The sequence below is a fragment of the Streptomyces sp. NPDC056144 genome, assembly GCF_042264145.1.
Classification (GTDB): Bacteria; Actinomycetota; Actinomycetes; order Streptomycetales; family Streptomycetaceae; genus Streptomyces.
This window is the reverse complement of the sequence record NZ_JBHJVF010000002.1, coordinates 481,242-501,813: the sequence shown is the minus strand read 5'-3', so window position 1 is coordinate 501,813 and position 20,572 is coordinate 481,242. Positions and strand designations below refer to the sequence as shown.

The 20,572-nt window shown below is 73.4% G+C and carries 19 protein-coding genes; 9 read left to right on the top strand and 10 right to left on the bottom strand.

Features of this window, described 5'->3' with window-relative positions:
• Positions 1 to 58: 58 nt before the first annotated feature.
• On the top strand, positions 59 to 1,108 hold the full coding sequence (locus ACFC0Z_RS08755) for an enoyl-CoA hydratase/isomerase family protein (protein ID WP_376434264.1): 1,050 nt from the start codon (positions 59 to 61) through the stop codon (positions 1,106 to 1,108).
• Positions 1,109 to 1,141: 33 nt separating this feature from the next.
• On the opposite strand, the gene ACFC0Z_RS08750 is transcribed toward ACFC0Z_RS08755, so the two are convergent.
• On the bottom strand, positions 1,142 to 1,870 hold the full coding sequence (locus ACFC0Z_RS08750) for a lysophospholipid acyltransferase family protein (RefSeq protein WP_376434262.1): 729 nt from the start codon (positions 1,868 to 1,870) through the stop codon (positions 1,142 to 1,144).
• 198 nt (positions 1,871 to 2,068) lie between these two features.
• Between ACFC0Z_RS08750 and ACFC0Z_RS08745 the strand changes: the two genes are divergently transcribed.
• Positions 2,069 to 2,824 (top strand): alpha/beta fold hydrolase, encoded by a 756-nt coding sequence (locus ACFC0Z_RS08745; protein ID WP_376434260.1) that lies wholly within the window; start codon positions 2,069 to 2,071, stop codon positions 2,822 to 2,824.
• Positions 2,825 to 2,946: 122 nt separating this feature from the next.
• Entirely contained in the window at positions 2,947 to 4,140 is a 1,194-nt protein-coding gene (locus ACFC0Z_RS08740; RefSeq protein ID WP_376434258.1) for an MFS transporter, read from the top strand.
• A gap of 19 nt (positions 4,141 to 4,159) precedes the next feature.
• On the opposite strand, the gene ACFC0Z_RS08735 is transcribed toward ACFC0Z_RS08740, so the two are convergent.
• From ACFC0Z_RS08735 to cpt, 3 genes are all read right to left on the bottom strand, one after another.
• Positions 4,160 to 5,755, bottom strand: a complete 1,596-nt coding sequence (locus ACFC0Z_RS08735; protein WP_376434256.1) for a mucoidy inhibitor MuiA family protein — start codon at positions 5,753 to 5,755, stop codon at positions 4,160 to 4,162.
• 8 nt (positions 5,756 to 5,763) lie between these two features.
• Complete coding sequence (locus ACFC0Z_RS08730) at positions 5,764 to 7,833, bottom strand: DUF4139 domain-containing protein (protein WP_376434254.1); 2,070 nt, start codon at positions 7,831 to 7,833, stop codon at positions 5,764 to 5,766.
• A gap of 73 nt (positions 7,834 to 7,906) precedes the next feature.
• Positions 7,907 to 8,452, bottom strand: coding sequence for a chloramphenicol phosphotransferase CPT (gene cpt / locus ACFC0Z_RS08725; protein ID WP_376434252.1), 546 nt, complete (start codon positions 8,450 to 8,452; stop codon positions 7,907 to 7,909).
• 123 nt (positions 8,453 to 8,575) lie between these two features.
• On the opposite strand from cpt, the gene ACFC0Z_RS08720 reads away from it, so the two are divergent.
• Positions 8,576 to 9,160, top strand: a complete 585-nt coding sequence (locus tag ACFC0Z_RS08720) for a GNAT family N-acetyltransferase (protein WP_376434250.1) — start codon at positions 8,576 to 8,578, stop codon at positions 9,158 to 9,160.
• A gap of 7 nt (positions 9,161 to 9,167) precedes the next feature.
• Here the strand turns inward: ACFC0Z_RS08720 and ACFC0Z_RS08715 are convergent, their stop codons facing one another.
• Complete coding sequence (locus ACFC0Z_RS08715; protein WP_376434248.1) at positions 9,168 to 9,623, bottom strand: VOC family protein; 456 nt, start codon at positions 9,621 to 9,623, stop codon at positions 9,168 to 9,170.
• A gap of 277 nt (positions 9,624 to 9,900) precedes the next feature.
• Here ACFC0Z_RS08715 and ACFC0Z_RS08710 point away from each other — a divergent pair, with 277 nt between their 5' ends.
• Together ACFC0Z_RS08710 and ACFC0Z_RS08705 are read left to right on the top strand one after the other, a co-directional pair.
• Positions 9,901 to 10,548 carry an alpha-ketoglutarate-dependent dioxygenase AlkB gene (locus tag ACFC0Z_RS08710; protein WP_376434246.1) on the top strand — a complete coding sequence of 216 codons (648 nt, stop codon included), beginning with the start codon at positions 9,901 to 9,903 and terminating at the stop codon, positions 10,546 to 10,548.
• Between the two features lie 81 nt (positions 10,549 to 10,629).
• Positions 10,630 to 11,184 (top strand): hypothetical protein, encoded by a 555-nt coding sequence (locus ACFC0Z_RS08705; protein WP_376434245.1) that lies wholly within the window; start codon positions 10,630 to 10,632, stop codon positions 11,182 to 11,184.
• Between the two features lie 55 nt (positions 11,185 to 11,239).
• Here ACFC0Z_RS08705 and thpR read toward each other — a convergent pair whose 3' ends face one another.
• A complete protein-coding gene (thpR, locus tag ACFC0Z_RS08700; protein WP_376434243.1) occupies positions 11,240 to 11,830 on the bottom strand; it encodes an RNA 2',3'-cyclic phosphodiesterase in 591 nt (196 codons plus the stop codon).
• 271 nt (positions 11,831 to 12,101) lie between these two features.
• Here thpR and ACFC0Z_RS08695 point away from each other — a divergent pair, with 271 nt between their 5' ends.
• The 3 genes from ACFC0Z_RS08695 (at position 12,102) to ACFC0Z_RS08685 (ending at position 16,502) form a co-directional block, all read left to right on the top strand.
• Positions 12,102 to 14,507 carry a collagenase gene (locus ACFC0Z_RS08695; protein ID WP_376434241.1) on the top strand — a complete coding sequence of 802 codons (2,406 nt, stop codon included), beginning with the start codon at positions 12,102 to 12,104 and terminating at the stop codon, positions 14,505 to 14,507.
• An 82-nt stretch (positions 14,508 to 14,589) separates the two neighbouring features.
• The gene (locus ACFC0Z_RS08690; RefSeq protein ID WP_376434239.1) at positions 14,590 to 15,570 is read left to right on the top strand and encodes a proline racemase family protein; all 981 of its coding nucleotides are present in this window, start codon (positions 14,590 to 14,592) and stop codon (positions 15,568 to 15,570) included.
• A gap of 29 nt (positions 15,571 to 15,599) precedes the next feature.
• A complete protein-coding gene (locus ACFC0Z_RS08685; protein ID WP_376435035.1) occupies positions 15,600 to 16,502 on the top strand; it encodes an ornithine cyclodeaminase family protein in 903 nt (300 codons plus the stop codon).
• A 72-nt stretch (positions 16,503 to 16,574) separates the two neighbouring features.
• On the opposite strand, the gene ACFC0Z_RS08680 is transcribed toward ACFC0Z_RS08685, so the two are convergent.
• Genes ACFC0Z_RS08680 through ACFC0Z_RS08665 form a run of 4 tightly spaced genes read right to left on the bottom strand, consistent with a single transcriptional unit; the run spans position 16,575 to position 20,567 of the window.
• The gene (locus ACFC0Z_RS08680) at positions 16,575 to 17,588 is read right to left on the bottom strand and encodes an ABC transporter ATP-binding protein (RefSeq protein WP_376434237.1); all 1,014 of its coding nucleotides are present in this window, start codon (positions 17,586 to 17,588) and stop codon (positions 16,575 to 16,577) included.
• Entirely contained in the window at positions 17,585 to 18,649 is a 1,065-nt protein-coding gene (locus tag ACFC0Z_RS08675; protein ID WP_376434235.1) for an ABC transporter ATP-binding protein, read from the bottom strand. Before ACFC0Z_RS08675 ends, ACFC0Z_RS08680 begins: the two co-directional genes overlap by 4 nt.
• On the bottom strand, positions 18,649 to 19,635 hold the full coding sequence (locus ACFC0Z_RS08670) for an ABC transporter permease (RefSeq protein ID WP_376434233.1): 987 nt from the start codon (positions 19,633 to 19,635) through the stop codon (positions 18,649 to 18,651). Before ACFC0Z_RS08670 ends, ACFC0Z_RS08675 begins: the two co-directional genes overlap by 1 nt.
• Positions 19,632 to 20,567: an ABC transporter permease gene (locus ACFC0Z_RS08665; protein WP_376434231.1), complete on the bottom strand. Its 936-nt coding sequence runs from the start codon at positions 20,565 to 20,567 to the stop codon at positions 19,632 to 19,634. The genes ACFC0Z_RS08670 and ACFC0Z_RS08665 overlap by 4 nt, the downstream gene beginning before the upstream one ends.
• Positions 20,568 to 20,572 lie beyond the last annotated feature (5 nt).

Here is a 20,572-nt window from a genome sequence, read left to right as displayed (position 1 = left end):
CCGCTCCGGGTACCGTGGCCCGGACAGCGCAGCGGCAAGGGGAAGGGAACGAGTGATCGTGGAGACCGGAACGCCCGACGTACTCCTCCGCACGGAGGGCCGGGCCGGGTTCGTCACCCTGAACCGACCGCGTGCCATCAACGCGCTCACCCACCCCATGGTCCTCGCCGTCGACCACGCCCTCACCGCGTGGGAGGACGACCCGGCCGTCAGCACCGTCGTGATCGAGGGCGCGGGGGAGCGCGGACTGTGCGCCGGCGGGGACATCCGCGCCATCCACGACGACGCCCGCGCCGGAGGCACCGCGTCCGCCGCCTTCTGGCGGGACGAGTACCGGCTCAACGCGCGCATCGCGCGCTACCCGAAGCCGTACGTGGCCCTCATGGACGGCATCGTCATGGGCGGCGGCGTCGGCGTCTCGGCGCACGGCTCGGTCCGCGTCGTCACCGAACGCTCCCGGGTCGCCATGCCGGAGACCGGCATCGGCTTCGTCCCCGACGTCGGCGGTACGTACCTCCTCGGCCGGGCCCCCGGCGAACTCGGCACCCACCTCGCCCTCACCGGCGGGCACGTCGGAGCCGCCGACGCCGTCCTCGTCGGGCTCGCCGACCACACCGTCGCCTCGGCCGCGCTCCCCGCCCTGGTCCGCGACCTGGCCGAACTGCCCGCCGACGAGGCAGTCGCCCGCCACACCGTGACGCCGACGCCCGGCGTCCTCGCCGGGCAGCGGGAGTGGATCGACGCCTGCTACGCCGCCGAGACGGTCGAGGAGATCGTCGAACGCCTCTTCGACACCGGCGTCCCCGCCGCGAAGGAGGCGGCCACCACGCTCCTCGCGAAGTCCCCGACGGCGCTCAAGGCCACCCTGGCGACCCTGCGCCGCTCCCGGGCGCTCGCGACCCTCGAAGAGGTCCTGGACCTCGAATACCGGGTCTCCTGCGCGGCCCTGTCCACCGCCGACCTGGTCGAGGGGATCCGCGCACAGGTCGTCGACAAGGACCGCGACCCGCACTGGACCCCGCGCACGCTCGCCGAGGTCACGGACGAGGACGTGGCACGCTACTTCGCGGTGCCGGCCGGCGGCGACCTGGGGCTCGGCCTCCGCTAGACAGGCACGGGTGGAGACAGGCAGGGCTGCGCGTCAGCCCCGGCGGCGCCGGACGGACCAGCGGCGGCCCCGGTGCGCGGTGGCGAACGGCGCCCGCCCGTCCGTGAGGGCGGCCGGCTCGCCGAGCGCTCCGGCGGCCGTCCGCCAGGCGTCGGTGACGGCGCCGTGGGCCACGGCGGTCGCCTCGGCGACGTCCTCGGGCAGCCGGATCGGCGCCCCGACGTGGACGTGCAGACCGGGCCGCCGGACGGGAGCCGTCAGCACCCCGGCGAGCTGCTTCGTCCGCCCGCCGGAGATGATCCGCCGGGCCCCGGCCTGCCCGATCGGGACCACCGGCGCCCCGGTCGCCCGGGCCAGCCGCGCGAGTCCGGTGCGGAAGTCGTCCGGCGGCGTCTCGGCGGCGTCGCGGCGGACCGGCAGACGCCCCTCCGCGTACAGCATCACGTTCCGCCCCGAGGCGAGCGCGACGGCCGCCTGGTCGAGCGCGGCGGAGGCCCGGGGCGTGTTCCGGAACACGGGCACGTACCCGTCCCGTACCAGCACCCGGCCGAGGACCGGAACGCGCCAGAGCCCCGCCGTGGCCAGGAGCACCGGCTCGACGGCCCACCGCTTGCGCAGCGCGGCGAGAACGAGCGCGGAGTCGGCCGACGAGGTGTGGTTCACGACGATGATGCTGCCGGGCTCCACCCGCGCCTCGGGGTCGGTGGTGACGGTGAGCCGCCCGAACAACGGGACGAGGTTCGCGGAGATACGGCTGAGCACGGTAAAGCCCCCTGATCCGAGGACGACGACGCGGTGACAGGACCATCGTCGCGAGCCCGGGAGCGGGCGACATGAGCACGCGTACTCAACCGTGGGTGTGTAGCCGCGCGGCCGTTGTCCGTGCCGACTCCTAGAGTGGTGTGCGGTGGTGAAGGACCGTCGGAGCGACGGAGACGAGTCGGCACGGGGGAGCACGTCATGCGGGAACTGTTCTTGGCGGACGAGCGGGCGTACGTCCGGTGGATCGACCTGCCCGGCGAAGGCCCGGTGCGGGTCTTCGTCCACGGACTCGGGTGCACGGCCGCGTCCGACTTCGCCCACATCGCCGCCCACCCGGCGCTCGGCGGAGGCCGCGCCCTCCTCGTCGACCTGCTCGGCTTCGGCCTGAGCGACCGGCCGGCGGACTTCGACTACCGCGTGGAGTCCCAGGCCGCCGTGGTCGCCCGGATCCTCGACCATCTCGGGCTCACCTCGGTCGACCTGATCGGCCATTCGATGGGCGGTGCCGTCGCCATCCGGCTCGCCGCCGACCGGCCGGAGCTGTTCCGGAGGCTGGTCGTCGCCGAGCCCAACCTGTACGCGGGCGGGGGCGCGTTCAGCTCGCCCGTGGCCGCCCAGGACGAAGAGGCCTTCGTGACGGCCGGGTTCGCCCGCATGATCGCCGAGTCCGACCGCCCCGACTACGCGGCCCGGCTGCGCCTCGCCGACCCCCGCGCGGTGCACCGCAGCGCGGTCGCGCTCGTGGAGGGGAGCGAACCGGCGCCGGGCGACCTCCTCCTCGCGCTCACCACGGTCCGCGCCTTCCTCGTGGGGGAGTGGACGCAGCCGGACCCCGAAGCCGCGCGGATGGCCGCGCTCGGCATCCCCGTGACGGAGATCCCGGACGCCGGGCACAACATGATGCTCGACAACCCGGACGGCTTCGCCAAGGCCCTCGCCGCCGCCCTGACCTGAGGCGACGAGCCGACCCGGCCCGACGAGGCCCGTGCCTGACCCGACCAGGCCTCGGCCCGACCCGCCGCGCCGAGGCCGCGGCCTGCCCGGCCGACTCCCGGGCCGGGGATACCGTCGGCGCCATGCAAGGTGATCGCCAGCGCTGGCTGCCGTGTCTGCTCGCCGGGGCCGTCTTCGTCGTGTGCATGGCCGGCACCACGCTGCCGACCCCGCTCTACCCCCTCTACCAGGAGAAGTTCGGCTTCTCCGAACTGACCGTCACCATCGTCTACGCGGTGTACGCCTTCGGGGTCATCGGCGTCCTCCTCCTCGCCGGCAACGCCTCGGACACCATCGGCCGACGCCCCACCCTCCTCTGCGGCCTCGGCTTCTCCGCGGCGAGCGCCGTCTGCTTCCTGTGCGCCGACGCCCTGGGCTGGCTGTACGCGGGCCGGCTGCTCTCCGGCCTGTCGGCAGGCCTTTTCACCGGAGCCGCCACCGCGTACGTCATGGAGCTCGCCCCGCCCGGCGGCCGTACGCGGGCGACGTTCGTGGCGACCGCCGCCAACATGGGCGGCCTGGGCTGCGGCCCCCTGCTCGCGGGCCTGCTCGCCGAGTACGCCCCCGACCCCCTGGTCCTTCCCTTCGCCGTGCACCTGGCCCTGGTCGTCCTCGGCGGCCTCGTGCTGCTGCGGCTCCCCGAGACCGTCGCGAACCGACGCGGCCTCACCGCCGTACGTCCCCAACGTCCGGCCCTGCCGGCCCAGGTCCGCGCGGTCTTCGTCCCCGCGGCCGTCGCCTCCTTCGTCGGCTTCGCCCTCTTCGGCGTCTTCACCTCAGTCAGCCCCGCGTTCCTCGCCCGCTACCTCCACGTGGACAACCACGCCGTCACCGGCCTGATCGTGGCGCTCGCCTTCTTCGCCTCCACGGCCGGACAACTGGCCGTCGACCGCGTCGGCGTGGCCCGCTCCCTCACCCTGGGCTGCGCCGTCCTCTTCGTCGGCCTCGCCCTCCTGGCGGCCGCCCTCTCCACGGACCTCCTCGTCCTCGTCGTCCTCTCCGCCCTCGTCGGCGGCACCGGTCAGGGCCTCGCCTTCCGCGCGGCCCTGACCTCCGTGGCGGCCGCCGCCCCGGAGGACCGGCGTGCGGCCGTCATCTCGGCCCTGTTCGTCGTCGCGTACACCGGCATCTCGATCCCGGTGATCGGCGTCGGCCTCCTCGCCGACCCCCTCGGCCTCGAAGGCGCCGGCCTGGTCTTCATCGCCTGCATGCTGACGCTGGTCGCCTCGGCCGCCGCCTACCTCCTCCGCCGGGGAACACGGGCCAGGACTCCCTGAGGAGTGCGGTCAGGGCGGCTCAGAGGCCGGTGACCTTGGAGGTCGCCGTGATCTCGTAGACCAGCGTGACCGTGCGGCGGCCGCCCGGCGGCAGAGTGACGTCCCAGTGGGCGATGCCGTCGGCGTCGAGGGTGTCGGGCTCCGGGGAGCAGCCCTCCTTGCGCAAGCGGATCTCCACCGCCGAGACCTCGGAGACCGGTATCCGCTCCCGCAGGGCGACGACCCGGTCGCCCTGCTCGCCCGGGGCCGAGAACCGGGACAGACGCAGCCGGACCGTGCGGGTGACCACCGTCCGCTGCGCGAGCCCGGTCGTCTCCCGCGACTCCTCCGACTCCCGCACCACCCGGTAGTCGTCGCGGCTCCCGAAGGCCAGCTCGAAGGGCGCGCCGACGGCGGTGAACTCCATCGACCCCCGGCCGACGAAGCCGCCGCCGCGCACCAGGTCCACGGGACCGGCGAGCAGGACGTGGCCCGAGCCGTTGTCACCGCGTACCACCTGGGTGACCAACGGGGACGCCTCGGGCGACGAGGCGTACTCACTGCGCGCGGGGGCGGTGAACGCGGAGACCGGCACCCGGTGGGCGCGGCCGTCACCGCGTACCGACACCGGCTCGGGGGACCGCAGCACGCGCACCTCGCCGCCGTCGTCCACGGCCGGAAGGCCGAGGACCGGAGCGGGCCCGAGGGTGGCGATCTCCTCCTCGCGCAGCTCGACGTCGACCGTCCGGCGCTCCGCCGACGAACGCTCCTTGACCGTCAGCCGGTCCTCGGTCAGGCGCGGCGGTTCGGTCGCCCGCGCCGAACGGGCCGTCGACAGCGTCAGCCGTACGCCCGACCAGTCCTCGCCGGTCCGCTGCCAGACGATCGCCTCCGACTCCAGCGTCAGGGAGTCCCCGTCGAGAACGGCCCGGTAGGCGGGCCGCCACAGGGCGCACGGAGTGAGGTGCGTCAGACGCAGCCCGGCCGGCCCCGCGACCGCGCTCTCCACGGTCAGCTCGACGTACCCGACGAGCTCGGCCGGCTCCTCGTCGGTGAGGCTCATGGCCCTGTGGGTGGCGCCCAGTTCGTCGTCCAAAGCCTCCAACTCGGCCTCCGTGGACCGGAGCCGCTCCGCGTGGGTGTCGCGCTCGGCGTCGACGCGGTCCAGTTCGCGGGACCAGCGGTCCCGCTCCGTCTCGCCGAAGCCCGCGCCTTCGCCGATCTCCCGCAGCAGGTCGGCCGCGAGCCGGCCCAGCAGGCCGAGGCGGGCGCGGAGCCGGTCGCGCTGCCGCTCCAGGTCGGCCTGGCGGCTTTCGAGGGCGTGGACACGGAGACGGAGCTCGGAGTCCTCGTCCTGCGAGGGCTCCGGCCCGCGCGGCGTCCACGAGCGCACGATCCGCGCGTCGAGGACGGTCGCGGAGCCCGTACCGGTCAGTTCGGCGTGGAGCGTGTGGTCGACGGCGGCCGCGCCGACCGGGCCGAGACGCAGCCGCTGGACTCCGGCCGCCAGGTCGAGTGCGGTGACGCGCTCGACCTGCGCGCGGTCCTCCAGGACGGTGACGGCGGTGACGGGCAGGGGCACGACGGGATCCCCGTCGGCGGCGGCCTCGGTGCGCGGCTTCGGTTCCGTGGACATGGCGGGTCTCAACTCCTGCGGTTGCCGCCGACCAGGGCCTTGCCGGTCGGGATGCGGATCTCGTAGCCGCCGTCGAGGGCGGTGGTGGCGCCCGCGTCGAGCCGCACCCGCCAGACACGGGTGCCCGGGGCCTGGGGACCGGCTTCGGCGCCGCCGTCCGGCTCCGTCCAGTCGGCCCGCTCCTCGATGCGGACGTCCGCGTCGGAGGTGACCGGGACGCGCTCCAGGACCTCGACGGTGACGGGCTTCGCCAGCCGGTTGGCCAGCTCCACGTGGACGCGGTGGTCGAGCACGGTGATGTTGTTGCGCAGACCCGCGACCGACTCCCGCAGCTGTGTGCGGCGGCTGACCCGGATGCCCTCGGCGGGCCCGAGACCCACCCGGCGCACGGCCCCCGGTGCGAGCGTGGGCAGTGCGGCGGTCAGCAGGAAGTCGTCGTCGACGGAGACCTCCACCGGCCCGGCGAGCAGGGCCTGTTCGGTGGCGTTGGACAGCACCAGCGACGCGTAGACGGTCTGCTCGACGGACGGCACGCACACGTATTCGGTGCGCAGGCCGACCGCGATCTCGCCGACGGTGACGCTGTGCCAGGTGCCGTCCGACGGGATGTCGGCGCGGGCGGCGGCGTCGAAACGGTGGTCGAAGGAGCCGGCCGACGACCTGGGCCGTACGGTCCGCCCCGGCAGGGGCAGTGAGGCCACCGCCTCGGCGCGGCGGCGGTACTCGGTCGCCACCGGGTCGAAGGACACGTCGGGGAAGAGACGCCCTCGGCGGCCGGCCTGGTCGTCGGGGCCGGACAGGACGAGCGCGCCGTAGTCCAGCTCGGCGGGACTCGGCTGCGGCGGCCCGACCACGGGGGCCGGAGGGGGAGGCGTCGGCACGCCACCCGGCGGGGCGGGTGCCGGGGAGGCGAGACGCGCCCTGGGCGCGGACGGCGGTGCGAGCGCGGGCTGTGGCGCACCCCCGCCGTACGGCCCGGACACCGCGAAGTCGGGCACCCCGGTGAAGGCCGGCGGCCCCGAGGGCGGCGCCACCGCCGACGCGGGTGCGGGCGGCGGGGGCGGCGGCGCCGTCACGGCGCCGGCCGCGGATTCCGGGGCCGAGCCGATCGCCCGGGCACCGCGGAACCGGGGCCGGGGCCCGGCGGAGTCGTACCCGGCGAACAGCTCGGCGAGGCCCGCCGGGGGCTCGCGCCAGCCGGAGGACGCGGGGGCCTCCTGACGCCGCCCGATCCGCAGCGACCGGAGGCGGGGCAGGTCGGTGCGGCGCTGGAGGTCGGCGGTGGCGAGGGCGACCCGGACGCCCGTCCAGTCCTCGCCGGTCCGCTGCGCGACGGAGGCGCGCAGCAGGAGCCGACCGGTCTCGTCCCCCTGCCGGTAGTCGAGCCGGTAGGCCGGCACCCACACGGCGCCCGGGACCCCGTACTCCACCTCCACCGCGACCTCGACGTCCCCCGCGAGGGGTCCGCCGCCGTCCGGGGCGAGGGTCAGCACGGCGCTGACGGAGGTCTCGACGTGCGCCGACGGCGCGTCGGTGGAGGCGCGTGCGAGCCGGTCGCGGGCGAGGTCGAGCTCGTGGTCGACGACGGTGACCGCCTTCTCCAGCTCGACGAGCCGGGCATGGAGCCCGGCGAGACGCTCGTCGACGAAGTCCGCGAGGTCGAGCCAGGCATCGACCGGAGTCCGGCGGTGCGGGTCCTCGCGCTTGCGCGCGGGCGCCACGGGCTGGAGCGCCGTGACCTCGTCGATCAGGCGCGTCTGCCGTTCGACCCGCTCCCGCGCGGCGGCCTGCTCGTCCCGCAGCCGGTCGACCTCGCGCCGCAGGGAGCCGTTATCGGTGCCGGCCCGGACCGGTTCCGCCTCGACCTCCACCCGCGCCTCGGTGACCCGCAGCCCGGGCGGCCCCAGGACCCTCGCCCGCAGCGACCCGGGATCGATCGAACGGGGCAGCCCCGTCACCCGTACCCGCCGGTCGTCCGGCACCGTGCCCCGCGCGATCCGCCGGCACAAGGCGCCCTGCGCGTACACGACGACGGAATCGAGGGAAGACCCCCACCGCCGCACCACCTCGGCCGTCATGCACCCCACCCCCCACGCTTCGTCTGCTCGGAGCCTACGCCGGGTCAGGTCCACGCGTCTTCAGGGATTCTCCCTAGTGGATCTGTCCGAGCACACGGTCGGCGATGAGCTTGGCGACGTCGAGCGACTCCGCCCGGGTGGTGTCCACCTCCAGGTCGTACTCCACGCCCTCGTGGACCAGTTCCGCCTGCGTCGCCGCCATGCCCACGGCGCGGTCGCCCCGGGCGAGTTCGCGGCCCGCGGCGACGGCGCTGTCGCACCGGACGCCGACCCACAGGGCCGGCAGGTCGCCCAGCGCCTTCCGCCAGCGCGCCTGGGAGGCGGCGCCGCCGAGGAAGACGTCGTCGATGATGACGCGCGCACCCGCGCGGGCCATCGTGACGATGCCCTCGCTCCAGGCCGCCTCCAGCTCCCGGAAGTCCGCCCCGATGCTGATGCCGCCGTCGTCGCCGATGGCGATGCCGTCGTCCGACGACTGCATCCGCGCGGGCAGGGCGTCGACGAACGCGTCGCAGCCGAACGCCAGCCACGGGTCGGGCAGCAGGGACTGGAGACACCGCACGATGCCGGACTTCCCGGAGCTGGACCCGCCGTTGAGGATGATCATCTTGGTCGACATCGCGTCAGGGTAGACGGCACCGATCGCGGGGCGCGACACAATTGCGTGGCCGTGTCCGCCGGCTCCGGCCTACCCTCGGGGTACCCGTGCAGGCCTCCCTTCCGTCTCCGACGAGGAGTCCCGATGATCACCTGGCGCCGGCTCGAAGAGCCCGACTTCCCGATGCTCGGACGCTGGCTGGCCGCGCCGCAGGTCGTCCGCTGGTGGAACCACGAGACCTCTCCCGAGGCCGTCGCCCGCGACTTCGGGGCGGCGGCCCGCGGGGAGGAGCCCGCGGAGGACCTGCTCGTCCTGCTCGACGACGTACCCCTCGGCCTGGTGCAGCGCTGCCGCCTCGCCGACTACCCGGAGTACCTGGACGAGTTGGCGGCCGTGGCCGACGTGCCGGAGGGCGCGGTCACCCTCGACTACCTGCTCGGCGACGCCCACCCCACGGGCCGGGGCCACGGCCCCCGCATGATCGCGGCGGTCGTCGCGGCGACCTGGGACGACTATCCGGACGCGAGCGCGGTCCTCGTCCCCGTCCACACGGGCAACCGGCCGTCGTGGCGCGCCCTGGAGAAGGCGGGCCTCCGCCGCGTGGCGGAGATCCCCCTCAAGCCGGACAACCCGATCGACGACCGTTCCCACTACCTCTACCGGATCGACCGGCCGGAGGAGCGGAGGTCGGTGAGACCGGCCGTGGGCGGGGCGCCGGTCTCACCGTGAGTCGCCTCTACCTGGCGTACGGGACGGTCATGATCTCCAGGTTGTGGCCGTCCGGGTCCAGGAAGTACGCGCCGTGGCCGCCGAAGAGGTTGTTCACCTCGCCGGGCCTGGAGTGGTACGGGTCCGCGTAGTACGTGACGCCGGCCGCCTCCAGGTGGGCGATCATCGCGTCGAAGCGCTCCGCGGGTACGAGGAAGGCGTAGTGCTGCGACTGGATCGGTTCGTCGCGCTTCTCGTAGTAGTCCAGGGTCACGCCGTTCCCGAGGTCCACCGGGATGAACGGGCCGAAGGGGGCGCCGACTTCCAGGCCCAGGAGCCCGGCGAGGAACTCGGCGGACCGCCGCCTGTCGCGCGAGTAGATGGCGGTGTGGTTCAGCTCGATGTGCGGTGCCTTCGCCGGCTGCTCGGACGTGGCGTCGGCGGTGGCGTCGGCGGGCTGGGGGTTCTGCTGGTCATGGGGCATGCGGGGAAGATCTCCTGTCTCCGGTCTGGGTGTCGCGGGAAAGGGCGCCAGAGGAAGGCCGAAGGCCGAGACGCCGGTGCGAGGACGCGGAGAGGGAAGGCGGGCTCCTGGCCCGCCTCGGGGTCATGCCGAGGCCGGGACACTCACTCGTGAATGGCTCAAGGCCGACCCGGTAGTCACCCGAATGACTTTAGTGATCGATATCAGCCGAGGCAACATGGTTTCCGGCCGCTTCCGGAATCGATCGAATGTTCGAGTCTGCGTTTATGCTGGACCCATGACCGTCGCACCGCCGGACCTCCCCGGCTTCCAGGGCTCCCTGTTCGACCAGGGTGCCGACATGCGGCCCGGTCCGCTGCGCGGTCTCCGGCGTACGGAGCTCGGGCGCGGGGCCTGGGTCGACCACCTCCCCGGCTGGTTCCTCGGCGCCGACGCGCTCTTCGAGGAGCTGGTGGCGCACGTGCCCTGGCACGCCGAGGAGCGGAAGATGTACGACCACGTCGTCGCCGTCCCCCGCCTCCTCGCGTACTACCGCGAGGGCGCCGCCCTCCCGCACCCCGCCCTCGTCGAGGCGCGCGAGGCCCTCGACCGCCACTACGTCCCCGAACTCGGCGAACCGTTCGTCTCCGCCGGGCTCTGCCTCTACCGCGACGGGCGCGACAGCGTCGCCTGGCACGGCGACCGCGTCGGGCGCTCCGCCACGCACGACACGATGGTGGCGATCCTCTCCCTCGGCGACCCCCGCGATCTCGCCCTCCGCCCACGCGGCGGCGGGCCCGTCGCGCTCCGGCTGCCCCTCGGGCACGGCGACCTCGTCGTGATGGGCGGCTCGTGCCAGCGGACCTGGGACCACGCGATCCCGAAGACGAGCCGTGCGGTCGGTCCACGGATCAGTGTGCAGTTCCGGCCGCGAGGGGTGGGGTGAGGGGCGTATCGTCCGTCGCTCCGGTGATCATCGCCGCTGTCCGCCTCGCCGCCCCTACCCGCCCCCCGCCCCAGGAGACCCATGGCCCCCGCGGCACCCCTAGTGGAGGACGATCCCGCCTTCCGTTCGTGGCTCCGCCGCGTCGCCGTCCTCCTGGGTGAGGAGTGGAACCCGGACCCGGGGCACCGGCCCGCCCTGCCCGCCGGAACCGCCGCCTTCCTCGCCGAGGTCTTCACCCGCAACGGCGCCGTCCCCGACGACCACCTCGTCGCCCTCCTCGCCGAGCACCGGAAGGAGGTCGCCCTCGCCGTGGTCGGCGCGCTCCTCGACCAGGTCCGCCGCGACACCGGACAGGTCCTCCGTGTGCCGGTGACGTACGACCCTCCGGAGGAGTGGGGCGATCCGCTCGGGCGGCTCGCGGTTGGCGACGAGGCCGTGTGGGGCATCCACCCGGCCGACCTCGCGGTCGGCGCGGCCGAGGGGGTGCAGTGTCTGCTCGCCGACCGCGACCGCGTGCTCTGGCCCGTCTGCCCGGACCACCGCGTCGTTCCGCATCCCGCCCGCGATCCCTCCGGCGCGCCCGCCTGGGTCTGCTCCGTCACCCAGCATGTGGTGGGGTCGATACCGCGCGTGTGAAGCGTGTGAAGCGTGTGAAGCGTGTGACCGGACCCGGGGGCCGGCCGACCGGTCGTCAGGAACCTTCGAACGGCCACGAAGCGATGTCGCGGTAGCGGATCGGTGCCGGGCCGCGGCCGAAATTGCTGCCCACCAGGTGGAGGCGTCCAGTCGGCCACGGCCGGCCGGAGAACGTCGACAGCTGCCCGGCGACCGTCGGCACGCTCGTCGGGTCGTCGCGGCGGGCCCGGGCCAGCGTCAGGTGGGGGCGGAACGTGCGCTCCTGGAAGGCGATGCCGCACTCCCTGACCAGCGCCCGCACCTCGGTGGCGAGCTGCCGCAGTCCGTCGACGTCCCCGTCGATCCCGCTCCACAGCACCCGCTCGTCGAACTGTCCGCCGCCGCGCAGCGCCAGTTCGAGCGGCTCGCGGGTCGCCGCCAGGCGTGCGAGCGGAGCGCGCAGGAGGGGGGCGGCCGTCACGGGGAGCTCGCCGAGGAACGCCAGGGTGATGTGCCAGTCCTCGATGCGGTTCCACCGCATTCGGGGGTACGCGGCGTAGGCGGGGGCCAGCGCCCGGGCCAGCTCGTCCTTCGCCTCGTCGGGCGGTGCCAGGGCGATGAACACGCGGATGGTGTTTTCCGGCGCCGGTTCAGTCGGCTCAGTCATCTTTCCCGTACCCCGCTCGGCATGTCGTCCTCTGCGCCGAGGGTATGCCGTGGCCCCTGAATCCCTCCCGTCAGGGTGCCGCTGACCTGGCCGGATCCCAACCCGTGAGAACTGGTCATGTTCAAAGCCTTGTCAGTGCAATTTCACATTACTATGTTACAGCGCACACGCCGTATGAACCGCGGTCACACGGCGTACACACCGGAGCATTTCCCGCTCCGATCCCCGCAGTTCCCCAAACGCAGGAGTTACGTTGTCCCTCCACCGACGTGTGCGCTCATCCCTGCTTGCCTCAGCCATCGCGGTCACCCTCCTCGCCTCCGCCGGCCAGACCGCCGTCTCCGCCGCCACCGAAGGCCAGGCCACCGACACCCAGGCCGGTTCCTCCTTCGGTCCCGCCGCCGGTCAGGGCGCGGCGGGCCCCGAGGCCGGTGCCGAGCACGCCCACGGCACCAACCCCTTCGACGAGGTGGAACGTTTCGCCAGCGCGAGCGCCGCCACCGCCGAGCAGGCCGGATCCCTGCCCGCCCCCGGTGGTCTCGCGGCCGGTCGCATACCCGGTCTTGTCACCGCCAACCCCGGCGCCGCCGGAGACACCGGCACCGAGGCCACCGCCGTTGCCGACGCCGACGCCGAGGTCACCGCCGCCGGTGTCCCCTGCACGCTCAACGGCGTGACCGGACTCGGCCCCGAGCAGTTCGCGGACTTCCTCGCCGACCCCGCGGTCACCGCCGAGGGCTGTCTCCGCAAGCTCATCTGGACCTGGGACGCCCGCCTCACGCCCGTCATGTCCGACGTCCACGTCCAGGCCGTCGCCCGCCGCATCACGAGCCTCGCCCCCGCGCACAACGGCACCAACTCCTCGCACCTGGAGGAGATGTTCACGTACCTGCACGCCGTCATCTACCACGACTTCTCGCGCTCCGAGATCGACACCACCGACGCGGCCACCACCGCCGCGATCACCCAGGCCGTCACCGCCTTCGGCAACGCCGCCCGCACCTTCGACGCGACCAAGGCCAACGCCACCACCCTGCGCGAGGCCCTCTACGCCGCCAGCGGCCCCGGCCTGCGCCACCCGCAGCTCGGCCTGATCAAGCGCGTCCTCGCCACCATGGACGCGTCGCACACCGCGACCAACCTCGACGCCTCCTGGGCCGGTGCCGCGCTCGCCGCGCTCTCCACCAACTACCTCGGCGTCTACCCGGGCAACAACGACTCCGCCTTCCACGCGGCCGTCGCCGCCGACCCCGCCTACCGCGCCGCCTTCCGCGCCTTCGCGGGCTACGGCCACCTCAAGGGCACCGTCAACGACTGGGTCGCCCGCGACGCCCTCAACGAGTACGGCCGCTTCGGCCAGGTCGACGCGCTCAAGTCGGGGATCGTCGCCGACCTCGGCCCCGTCCTCAACCAGACCATCAGCGCCTTCGGCAGCGACACCGCCCAGTGGGGCAAGGTCGTCTCGTGGCTCAACTTCTTCGAGGCGTGCAAGCCGTACGGCGTCTGCAAGTCCGACATCGAGGCGCGGATCTTCCCGTACACGTACTCGTACGACAACGGCGCCATCAAGGTCCGCACCGGCCTCGACCGGGCCACCGTCGACCAGCTCTACTACGCCAGCAAGCAGGTCAAGGCCCAGTTCCACCGCGTCATCGGCACCGAGCAGCCGCTCGCCGGGGACACCAACGCCACCCTGAACATCGTCCTGTACGGCACGCGCGCCGGCTACGAGATCTACCACCCGATCCTCACCGGCTACGACACCAACAACGGCGGCATCTACATCGAGAACGGCGCCACCTTCTACACGTACCAGCGCCGCGTCCCGCAGGACTCCACGCTCACGCTCGAAGAGCTCTTCCGCCACGAGTACGTCCACTACCTCAACGGCCGCTTCGCCGTCCCCGGCACCTTCGGCCAGGGCCCCTGGTACACGGGCGACCGCACCACCGCCATGGACGAGGGCACCGCCGAGTTCTTCGACGGCTCCACCCGCGACAACGGCATCGCCGTCCGCAAGTCCCTCGTCCGCGGCATCATCAACGACACCGCGGGCGGCGGCCCCCGCATGAGCGTCAACCAGCTCCTGCGCGCCACCTACAGCGGCGACGGCTTCCGCTTCTACAACTACGCGGGCACCTTCTTCGAGTTCCTCTGGACCGAGCGCCCCACGCTGCTCCGCGAGATGTACACCCACCTGCGGAACAACGACGTCGCCGCGTACGACGCCTGGCGCACCCGCCTCGGCTCCGACGCCGGGCTCCAGCAGTCCTACGACCGCTTCCTCGACGCGCAGATCGCCAAGGTCGACACCCTCTACGTCCCGAACACGACGTACACGCAGAACGGTTACCTGCGCGACTCGGACGTCAGCGCGGTCCGCACCGCCTTCGCCAACGCCACCCAGAACACCCCCGACTGCGTGGAGGCAGGCGAGGCCGGCAAGCGCCGCTTCCTGTGTACGGGGCGCATCACCGCCAACCTCTCCGACGCCAACAACTCCGACAAGGTCTTCAAGGACATGTCCGAGACGGTCGACTACTTCATCCTCGACCGCGCGGGCGCCGCGTCCAACAACCTCGCCGACATGAACTGTTCCTTCGGCACCGTCGACATCTGGGCCAACCGGGTCGCCGGCACCTCGAACTTCACCTGCGAGGGCCCGCTGCGCAGCTGATCTTCCCCCTGTCCGGGTCGGCCCCTCGACACGGGGGAGGGGCCGGCCCGGCTTCACCGTTCCCTACTGAAGGAAGTCCTTCGTGAGTACCACGCCAGACACCGCCCGCGCTCTCCCGCGCTCCGTCCGCACCACCGACTACCACACCGCGGGCGAACCCTTCCGGATCGTCGACGAGGGCCTGCCCCCGATCCCCGGCGACACCGTGGCCGAACGGCGCGCCCTCGCGCTCCGGCTCGGCCCGCTCGACGACGTCCGCCGCCTCCTCGTCCAGGAGCCGCGCGGACACTCCGGCATGTACGGCGGCTTCATCGTCCCGCCCGACGACGACGGCGCCCACTTCGGCGTGCTGTTCTGGCACAAGGACGGCTACTCCACCGCCTGCGGCCACGGCACCATGGCGCTCGGCGCCTGGGCCGTCGACACCGGCCGCGTCACGGCGCCCGACGACGGCGACGTCGCCGTCCGCATCGACGTCCCCTCCGGCCGCGTCACCGCGACCGTCCACCGCGCCGGAGGCCGTACCACCGGCGTCACCTTCCGCAACGTGCCCACCAGCGTCGTCGCGCGCAAGGTCGCCGTCACGACCTCCTTCGGCACGGTAGAGGTCGACATCGCCGACTCCGGCGCCGTCTACGTCACCGTCCCCGCGCGCGACCTCGGCCTCGACACCTCCAAGGCGTCCCTGCCCGAACTCGTCCGCGCCGGACGCGAGATCCGCGCCGCGTTCCCCGAGCACGACGTCTACGGCGTCATCCTCTACGACGAGCTTCCCGACACGGCCGCGGGCCCGCGCCAGCGCAACGTCACCGTCTTCGCCGACGGCCAGATCGACCGCTCGCCCTGCGGCTCCGGCACCTCCGCCCGGCTCGCCCTGCTCGGCGAGGACGGCCGCCTCGACGGCGGAGCCGTCCTCACCCACGAGTCCGTCGCCGACACCGTCTTCCACGGACGGCTGCTCGAAGGCGGCGTCACCGAGGTCACCGGCGCCACCCACCACACCGGCAGCCACACCTTCGTCCTCGACGCCCACGACGACCTCGGAACGGGATTCCTCCTGTGACCGACGTGCTCCACATCAACGCGTCGGCCATGACCCGCGTCCTCACCCCGGGCGCGACGGCCACGGTCCTCGCCGAGGTCCTGCTCGCGGGCTTCGACCCCGAGGCCGCGCCGCACCGGACCTCCGTCCACGTCCCGGCCGGTGAACTGCTCCTCATGCCCGCGGCCTTCGGCCCGCTCGCCGGAGTGAAGATCGCGGGTGTCGCCCCCGGCAACGCGGCCCTCGGCCTGCCCCGCATCACCGGGTCCTACCTGCTGCTCGACGGGACCAGCCTCCAGCCCCTCGCCCTCCTCGACGGCGCCGCCCTCACCGAGCTGCGGACCCCCGCCGTCTCCGCCCTCGCCGTCCACCACCTCACCCCGGACGGGCGGCCCCTTCGCCTGGTGCTCTTCGGCACCGGGCCGCAGGCGTACGGGCACCTGGAGGCCGTCCTCGCGGTCCGCCAGATCTCCGAGGCGGTCGTCGTCGGCCGCAACGAGGTCGGCGCGCGGGCCCTCGCCGGGTACGCGCGCACGCTCGGCGTCGAGGCCCGCGCGGGCCTGCCCGAGGACGTCGCCAAGGCGGACCTCGTCGTCTGCTGCACGACGGCCCGCGAGCCGCTCTTCGACGGCGAGCTCGTGGCGCCCGGCGCCACCGTCGTCGCCGTCGGCTCGCACGAGCCGGACGCCCGGGAGACCGACACCGCGCTCGTCTCCCGCGCCGACGTGTACGTGGAGGCGCGCGCCGCCGCCCTCCGCGAGGCCGGTGACCTGCTCGTCCCGATCGCGGAGGGCGCGATCGGCGCCGACCACGTCGCGGGCACGCTCGCGGACCTGGTCCGCGGCCGTCGCGCGCCGTCGACGGACCGTCCGATGTTCTTCAAGAGCGTCGGCATGGCCTGGGAGGACCTGGCCGTCGCCGGCGCCCTCTACCAGGCCATTCGGAAGGCCTGAGCACCACGAGGTCTGATCGCACGAGGAACGCCCCGGCCCCGCTTCGGCGGGACCGGGGCGTTCTGCGTGCGATCAGCCGGCCTCGGGGAAGTGGCAGGCGACCTGCCGCGCCTCGCCCGGCGAGGCGATCCGCAGCAGCGGCGCCTCCGTCCGGCAGATGTCCCGCGCCTTCGGGCAGCGCGGGTGGAAGGTGCAGCCCGGCGGGGGAGCGGCCGGGCTCGGCGGGTCCCCGAGGAGCGTGATCCGCTCCCGTGCCCGCTCCGCCGCCGGGTCGGGCAGCGGTACGGCGGAGAGCAGCGCGCGCGTGTAGGGGTGGGCCGGAGCCGCGTACACCCGCTCCTTCGCGCCGATCTCCACGATCCGGCCGAGGTACATGACGGCGACCCGGTCGCAGACCCGCTTGACCACGGACAGGTCGTGGGCGATGAAGAGGTACGCGAGTCCCAGCTCGCGCTGGAGCCGTTCCATCAGGTTGACGACCTGCGCCTGGACGGAGACGTCCAGCGCCGAGACCGGCTCGTCCGCGACGACGAGCTTCGGGTTCGTGGCGAGGGAGCGCGCGATGCCGATGCGCTGGGCCTGGCCGCCCGAGAACTCGTGCGGATAGCGGTCGATGTGCTCGGGGATGAGACCGACGAGGTCCATCAGCTCGACCGCTCTTTTGCGGGCGTCGGCCGCCGAACTTCCCTGCACGATCAGCGGGTCGGAGATGATCCGGGCCACCGTCTGGCGGGGGTTGAGGGAGGAGTGCGGGTCCTGGAAGACCATCTGGAGGTCGCGGCGGAGCGGCTTGAGCGCGCGCTGCGAGAGATGGCTGATGTCCCGGCCGCCGAAGGTGACGGAGCCGGAGGTCGGTTCCAGGAGCCGCACGATCATGCGGCCGGTGGTCGACTTGCCGCAGCCGGACTCGCCGACGAGGCCGAGGGTCTCCCCGGCCGCCACGTCGAAGCCGACGCCGTCGACGGCCTTGATCGGCGCGGAGCGGGACCGCCCGGGGAAGGTCATCGTCAGGTCGCGGACCTGGAGCAGCGGCGCGGTCGGGGCTTCCGCCGCCGGTCCCGCGGTCGCGGTGGTGGTCGTGGTCATGAGGCGGCGCCTTCGTGGGCGGGGGACGCGGTGGGCGCGGGAACGGTGGGGAAAGCGGGGAAGTGGCAGGCGGCCGGGTGCCCGGCCGGACCGGTCAGGAGAGGGCGTTCGCTCCCGCACCGGGCCCGCTCCTCCTCGGTGCCGGCGGCGGCCCGCGAGCAGCGCGGGGCGAACGCGCAGCCGGGCGCCGGGTCGAGCAGGGACGGCGGGCTGCCGGGGATCGCCCGCAGCGGCGCGTCGTCCTCATCGTCGAGCCGGGGCAGCGAGTCGAGCAGGCCGCGGGTGTAGGGGTGGGCGGGGGCGGCGAAGAGGGCGTCCACCGGGGCCTGTTCGGCGGCCCTGCCCCCGTACATCACGAGGACGTCGTGGGCGACCCGGGCGACCACGCCGAGATCGTGGGTGATCATGACGACGGCGAGTCCCCGGTCCTGCTGGATCTTGGCGATCAGGTCCAGGATCTGGGCCTGGACGGTGACGTCGAGCGCGGTCGTCGGTTCGTCCGCGATCAGCAGGTCGGGCTCGCAGGAGAGTCCCATGGCGATCATCACGCGCTGGCGCATGCCGCCGGAGAACTGGTGCGGGTACTCCCCGGCCCTGCGGCGGGGTTCGGGGATGCCGACCTCGCCGAGGGCCTCGACGGCCCGCTCGCGGGCCACCGCGCGGCTGGAGCCGAAGTGGACCCGGTGGTGCTCGGCGATCTGCTCGCCCACCGTGTAGTAGGGGTGCAGGCTGGACAGCGGGTCCTGGAAGATCATGGCCATCTTCCGGCCGCGCAGGGTGTTCAGCTCGCGCTCGGGCAGGCCGACCAGCTCCCGCCCGCCGAGGGTCACGGAGCCCGTGACCTCGGCGGACGTGTGCAGGCCCATGACGGCCATCGAGGTCACGGACTTGCCGGAACCGGACTCGCCGACGATGCCGAGGGTGCGGCCGGGCAGCACGTCGAACGCGAGGGAGTCGACGGCGCGGACGGGCCCGCGCTTCGTCGGGAAGGTGACCGTGAGGTCCCGTACGGACAACAGGGGCTCGGGAAGCCCCGGTTCGGGCGACAGCGGCTCGGCCATCAGTACCTCACTCGCGGGTCGACGACGGCGTACAGCAGGTCGACGGCCAGGTTGGCGACGACGATGAAGGTGGCGGCGAGCAGCGTGACGCCGAGGATCACCGGCTGGTCGCCGGTGGACAAGGCACCGTAGAAGAGCCGTCCGACACCGGGGAGTCCGAAGAGCGACTCGGTGATGACGGCACCGGCGAGCAGCCCGCCGAGGTCCATGCCGAAGATCGTCAGGATCGGCGTCATGCCGGCGCGCAGGCCGTGTTTGACGACGACCTTGCGGCGCGGGAGTCCCTTGGCGCGGGCGGTGCGGATGTACGGCTCCGCCATCGACTCGATCATCGAACTGCGGCTCTGCCGCGCGTACATGGCGGCGTACAGGATCGCGAGCGCGAGCCACGGCAGGATCAGGTTGGTCGCCCAGGCGACCGGGTCCTCGCCGAAGGAGACGTACTGCGGGTACGGGAGGAGTCCGGTGACCCGGATGAGTCCGTAGATCAGCAGCACCGAGGTGAAGTAGACGGGCAGGGAGGCGGCGGCGACCGCGCCGACCATGAGCGTCTTGTCGGTGAGGCTGTCCTTGTGCAGGGCGGCGGTGACGCCCGCGGTGAGGCCGAGGGCCAGCCAGAGGACGGCGGCGCCGAGCGCGAGGGACGCGGAGACGGGCAGCCGGTCGACGAGCAGGTCCCAGACGCTCTCGCTGTTCTCGTACGAGTAGCCGAGGCAGGGGAAGTCGCAGGTCAGGGCGTACTCGCCGGTGCCCATCGTGCGGCCGGTGAAGATGCCGGTGACGAAGTCGGCGAACTGCTTCCACAGCGGGGCGTCGAGGCCCATGTTGGCGCGGATCGCCTCCAGGCGGTCGGCGCTGCACGACTTGCCGCAGGCGGCGGCCGCCGGGTCGGAGGGCAGGACGTAGAAGATGGTGAAGGTGACGGCGGCGATGGCGAGGAGGACGCCGAGGACGCCCAGGAGCCGGCGCCCGAGGTAGAGGATCACGAGCCGCTTCCTCTCGGGTCGAGGATGTCGCGCAGCGCGTCGCCGAGGAGGGTGAACGCGAGCACGGTGAGGAAGAGGCAGAGGCTCGGGACGACGAAGTACATCGGGTCCGTGTCGTAGTAGGCGACGGACTCGGCGATCATCTGGCCCCAGGACGGGGTGGGCGGACGGACGCCGACGCCCAGGTAGCTGAGGGCCGCCTCGGTGGCGATCATCCCGGGGATGATCAGCGTGGTGTACGCGATGACGGGTCCGGCGACGCCCGGGAGGATGTCGCGGGCGAGGATCCGCCAGGGCCCCGAGCCGCCGACGCGGGCGGCGTCGACGTACTCGCGGTGCTTGAGCGACAGGGTCTGGCCGCGGACGATCCGGGCGATGCCCGGCCAGCCGAAGAGACCGATGACGAGGGTCATGAGGAGCACCCGGTTGACGTCCCTGGCCACCGACATCATCGCGATCATGAAGATGAGGGAGGGGAAGGACATCGTGAGGTCCATCAGGCGGGAGAGCGCGGTGTCCACGCGTCCGCCGAAGTAGCCGGCGGCGATGCCGGCCGCCGTCCCGGCGAGGACGACGATCGCCGTCGCCGAGAAGGCGATGATCAGGGAGACCTGCGCGCCGTGGACGACACGGGCGAACAGGTCGCGGCCGGTGACGGGCTCGACGCCGAGCCAGTGCTCGGCCGAGACGCCGCCGAGCGGACCGATCGGCTGGCCGCCGAGGTACGGGTCGACGGCGCTCTTGTCGAACTCCTCCGGACCCCAGCCGCCGAGCCCGCCGATGAGCGGGGCGGCGACCGTCATCAGCAGGAAGACGCCGACGACGAGGAGGGAGAACTTCACGGAGGCGCGGCGGCGCAGCTCGGCGCGGGCGAGCTGCCAGGGGCCGCTCCCCGCCCGGGCGGGCGGGGAGACGGTCGTGGTGGTGGTCATGGTGA